The organism is Actinosynnema sp. NPDC023658, from assembly GCF_040639995.1.
In the GTDB taxonomy this organism is placed as follows: Bacteria; Actinomycetota; Actinomycetes; order Mycobacteriales; family Pseudonocardiaceae; genus Actinosynnema.
The window spans coordinates 1-4,983 of record NZ_JBFAAX010000422.1 but is presented as its reverse complement, the minus strand read 5'-3'; the positions used below and the strand labels follow the sequence as shown (position 1 = coordinate 4,983).

The following is a 4,983-nucleotide window of genomic DNA, read 5'->3' as shown; positions in this document are numbered from 1 at the left end:
GCGAGCACCGCGTCGGCCAGCTGCTCGCCGTGGAAGTACTTCTCCGCGCTGGTGGCCCAGGCCGACCAGGTGCCGCACCGCCTCCCGGGCGGCACCCACGTTGTCGATGCCCACGTGGTCGAGCGCCAGGTCGACCGAGTGCTCGCCCAGCATCACCACCGGGATGCCGGGGGCCAGCTCACCGAAGTCGCGCGCCTCCAACGCCTCCGGGCTCACGATCGCGCCGTCGACCATGTGCGGGCCCAGCGAGGCCAACGTCTCCCGCTCACCCTCGCGCGTGCCCAGGGTCTGCTCGATCAGCACGTTCCACTCGCGCTCCTGGGCCGCGCCGAGCACCAGCCCGGCCAGCTCCGCGAAGTACGGCACGACCAGCTCCGGCAGCACCAGCCCCACGAACCCCGTCCGGCCGCGGCGCAGGTTGCGCGCGCCCAGGTTGGGCCGGTACCCGGTGACGACCAGCGCCTCCTCGACCCGGCGGCGGTTCTCCGGCTTCACGAACGCGTAGCCGTTGACCACGTTCGACACCGTCTTCACCGACACGCCGGCCAGCGCGGCGACGTCCTTCAGGGTGGCCAAGCGGTCCCTCCGGTGCTCTGGTCCCGGCTCCCGGGCACGGCGATTCTCGGTAACGGCCGGGATCGTAGCCGGCGCGACATACCTTTACAACGTTGTACCAACGATGTAAAAACGGCGGGTGACCCACGTCACGAGCAGTCACGCCACCAGCACCCCGACGACCGCGGAGCCACCATGCGCAAGCTCCTGTCCGGGCTGACCGGACTCGTCCTGTTAAGCACCCTCGCCGTCGCCCTGCCCGGCACCGCCACCGCGGCCGTCTGGCAACCCAAACCGGCACCCCTGACGACCCCGTGGACCGGCCAGGTCTCACCCACCAACGCCCTGCCCGAGTACCCGCGCCCGCAGCTCGTCCGCCCCGACTGGCTCAACCTCAACGGCGTCTGGGAGTTCGCCGCCGCGCCCGACCTGTCCTCGCCGCCCATCGGCCGCACCCTCGCCGAGGGCGTCCTCGTGCCCTACCCGGTCGAGTCCGCCCTCTCCGGCATCAAGCGGCACGAGGACCAGATGTTCTACCGCCGCACGTTCGCCACCCCCACCGGGTGGAACGGCCGCCGCGTCCTGCTCAACTTCGGCGCGGTCACCTGGGAGACCCGCGTCTGGGTCAACGGCGTCGACGTCGGCGCCCACACCGGCGGCTACGACGCGTTCTCGTTCGACATCACCGACTCCCTGCGCGCCGGCGCCAACGAGGTGATCGTCGGCGTCCGGTCCACCGTGGACGGCAGCCGGTACCCGATCGGCAAGCAGCGCCGCAACCCCAGCGGCATCTTCTACACCGCCGCCTCCGGCATCTGGCAGACGGTGTGGCTCGAACCGGTCGCGGCCAACCACGTCACCCGGCTCGACACCACCCCCGACGTGCCCGCCGGGGTCCTCGACCTCGTCGTCCAGGGCACCGCGGGCCAAGCCGTGCGCGCCGAGGTGCTGACCGGCGGCCAGGTCGTCGGCACCGCCACCGGCACCACCGGCGCGCACCTGCGGGTGCCCGTGCCCAACGCCCGGCTGTGGTCGCCCGACGACCCGTTCCTCTACGACCTGCGGGTCACCCTCGGCAGCGACGTCGTCACCGGCTACTTCGGCATGAGGTCACTGGGCAAGGCCGTCATCGGCGGTGTCGTGCGACCCCTGCTCAACGGCAAGTTCGTCTTCCAGCTCGGCACCCTCGACCAGGGCTACTGGCCCGACGGCACCTACACCGCGCCCACCGACGCCGCCCTGCGGTTCGACCTGGAACGGCAGAAGGCCCTCGGCTTCAACATGGTGCGCAAGCACATCAAGGTCGAACCCGCCCGCTGGTTCTACCACGCCGACCGCCTCGGCCTCATGGTCTGGCAGGACATGCCCGCGCTCGACGCCGTCGACGAGGTGCCCGGCGGGCACGGCAACTACGAGTCCGAGCTGCGGCGGCTGGTCGACCAGCTCAAGGGCATCACGTCGATCGTGCAGTGGGTGCCGTTCAACGAGGGCTGGGGCGAGTACGACGCCGCCCGCATCGTCGACCTCGTCCGGTCCCTCGACAACACCCGCCTGGTCAACCACAACTCCGGCTCCAACTGCTGCGCCTCCGACCCGGACCCCGGCAACGGCGACGTCATCGACGACCACGCCTACCAGATGTCCAGCGGCACCCGGCAGCCCGACGCCAACCGCGTCGCCGTCCTCGGTGAGTACGGCGGCCTGGGCCGGAGGGTCGTCGGCCACGAGTGGCAGCCCGGCGCGGGCTTCGCCTACGGCGACCTGTTCCCCGACGAGACCTCGCTGACCACCCGCTACGTGGAGATCACCAAGGAGGTCGGCCGGTTCGTCCACAGCAGGGGGCTGTCCGCGTCCGTCTACACCGAACCGTACGACGTGGAGAACGAGGTCAACGGCTTCTACACCTACGACCGGCAGGTGCTGAAGGTGACCGAGGCACGGGTGCGGGAGGTCAACCAGCGGGTGCTCGCGCTGGCCAACGGCACCGAGGTCGGGCGCGGCGAGCCGATCTCGCTGCGGGTCACCACCACCGGCTACACCAACCGGTACCTGCGCCACCAGGACGGACTGGCCCGCACCGACGTGATCTCGGACGACCTGGGCCGGTTGGACGCGACGTTCTGGGCGCGGCCCGGCCTGGCCGACGCCGCGTGCCTGTCGTTCGAGTCGCGCAACTTCCCCGGGCGCTACCTGCGGCACTCGGCGTCCCGGATCCGGTCGGACGCCAACGACGGGACCGCCGGGTTCGCCGGTGACGCGACGTTCTGCGCCCGTGCGGGCTCCGGCGGCACGGTGCTGGAGTCGCGCAACCTGCCCGGCCAGTTCATCCGGCACTACGCGGAGAACGTCTACCTGGCCCGGCCGGGCGGCACGAACCCGTGGGACGGCGCGACGAGCTTCGCGGCCGACACGACCTGGGCGGCCACCGTCCCGCTCTGGCGCAGCGGCGCGGACCTGCCGCTGGACCAGACGCGGTCGTTCCGCGTCACCACCCCCGGCTTCACCGACCGGTACCTGCGCCACCAGGACGGCCTCGTCCGCACCGACGTGGTCACCGCGAGCAGTTCGGCCCTGCTGAAGGCCGACGCGACGTTCGTCGTGCGGCGGGGCCTGGCGGAACCGTCGTGCTACTCGTTCGAGTCGCGCAACTACCCGGGCCAGTACCTGCGGCACGCCGCGTTCCGGGTGCGGCTGGCCACGTCCGACGGCACCGACCTGTTCCGGCGGGACGCGACGTTCTGCGCCCAGCCGGGGGCCGGCGGGGTGCGGCTGGCGTCGGTGAACGAACTGGGCGCGAACGTGCGCCACTACGCCGAGGAGGTGTGGGTGGCGGTCAACGGCGGCGCCCACGCCTACGACAGCCCGACGTCGTACGACGCCGACGTGACGTGGGCCGTGACCGCGCCGTGGACGCCGTGACACGCTGACGTGAGTCCTCTGTGGACCCGCGCGGTGGTGCGCTACCGTGCGGGTCCATGAGAGGTCTCGCCGTGCTCGGCACGGTGCTGCTGTGCGTCGTCGCGCCGATCGCCATGGTGTACGGGTTGATGGCGTTCACCCCGACGGGCAGCTGCGACTACTCGGTGTCGGGGGTCTGCTCGTACGGCCGGGCGCCGATGATCGTGGCCACCGGCGGCACCGCGCTGGTGTGGGCGTGGTCGGTCGTGCTGACGTGGGCCGGCACCAGGGGGCGGCCCCGGGTGGTCGTGCCCTACGCGGCACTCGTGCTGATCGCCGTGCTGGTGTTCGTGGCCGGCCGCGTCGCCGAGTAGCCCGATCGGGTGGGCGACGGCAGCGTGCCGCCGACCACGACGTGCAGCGCGGCCCGCGGTGATCACACCGGGATCATCCCCGAGAACAGCAGCAGGTTCGGCGACCCCGCGCCGGGGTTCACCACCACGCCGGGGGTGGCGTTCGCCCGCAGCGCCTCGGCCACCGCCACCGCCGAGTCGGCCGGGAACCGGTGCCGCCACAGCGCCGCCACGCCCGCCGCGTGCGCCGATGCCGTGGAACCGCTGATCGTCGAGTACGCGGTGTCCGAGGTGCCCCACGCCGACGTGATGTTCACGCCCGGCGCCCACACGTCGATGCACGGCCCGTGGTTGGAGAAGCCCGCCTTCACATCGTTGGCGTCCGTGGCGCCCACGGTGGTGGCGAGCGGCGTGCTGCCGGGGGAGTAGTTGCACGCGTCGGAGTTCGAGCTGCCCGACACCACCGAGTAGTGCACATCCGCCTGGATCGACCGGGTGATGGCGTCGTTGAACGCCTGGTTCGGCCCGCCGCCGAGGGTCATCAGCGCGATCGCCCTGCGCCCGCTCGCCGCCGCGTCCCGGGTCACCCAGTCGATGCCCGCGATGATCTGCGAGTAGCTGCCGGAGCCCTGGCAGTCGAGGACCCGCACCGACACCAGCGTCACGTCCTTGGCCACGCCGGTGGTGCGTCCGCCGACCGTGCCCGCCATGTGCGTGCCGTGGCCGTTGCAGTCGTTGCCGGGCGGGGTGACGCCGCCGACGGTGTCGATGCCGGGCACCGCCGCGCCGTCGAACTCCTGGTGCGTGTACCGGATGCCGGTGCCGAAGATGTACGCCCGCACGGACGACGCCGTGTTCGCGTACGCGTAGTTCCTGTCCAGCGGCAGGGAGCGCTGGTCGATCCGGTCCAAACCCCATGACGGCGGGTTCGGCTGGACGGCGAGGGCGCGCGGTGCGACGTCCAGCCGGACCCGCAGGTCCTGGGCGACGTAGGCGACGCGCGGGTCGGCCGCGAGCCGTCCCGCCCCCGCCGCGCTCGTGCGCACCGCGAACCCGTCCAGCGCCGCCCCGTAGGTGAACGTGACGCCGGGCGCGGCGGACCGGGCGGCGGCCTGGAAATGCCGGATCGGCGGGCGGAGACGGTGATGCCGAAGAACCACGTCCTGGGCGACCAACG

General features: G+C 72.2%; 4 protein-coding genes. 2 read left to right on the top strand and 2 right to left on the bottom strand.

Going from position 1 to position 4,983, the window contains the following annotated elements:
* On the bottom strand, positions 1 to 576 hold a 576-nt coding region (locus AB0G02_RS28000; protein WP_360799435.1), incomplete at its 3' end, for a LacI family DNA-binding transcriptional regulator.
* A gap of 174 nt (positions 577 to 750) precedes the next feature.
* Between AB0G02_RS28000 and AB0G02_RS27995 the strand changes: the two genes are divergently transcribed.
* Both AB0G02_RS27995 and AB0G02_RS27990 read left to right on the top strand, forming a co-directional pair.
* Positions 751 to 3,474, top strand: coding sequence for an AbfB domain-containing protein (locus AB0G02_RS27995; RefSeq protein WP_360799432.1), 2,724 nt, complete (start codon positions 751 to 753; stop codon positions 3,472 to 3,474).
* A 56-nt stretch (positions 3,475 to 3,530) separates the two neighbouring features.
* A complete protein-coding gene (locus AB0G02_RS27990; RefSeq protein ID WP_360799429.1) occupies positions 3,531 to 3,827 on the top strand; it encodes a hypothetical protein in 297 nt (98 codons plus the stop codon).
* Between the two features lie 62 nt (positions 3,828 to 3,889).
* On the opposite strand, the gene AB0G02_RS27985 is transcribed toward AB0G02_RS27990, so the two are convergent.
* Positions 3,890 to 4,983: S8 family serine peptidase (locus AB0G02_RS27985; protein ID WP_360799426.1), on the bottom strand; the 1,094-nt coding region annotated here is incomplete at its 5' end.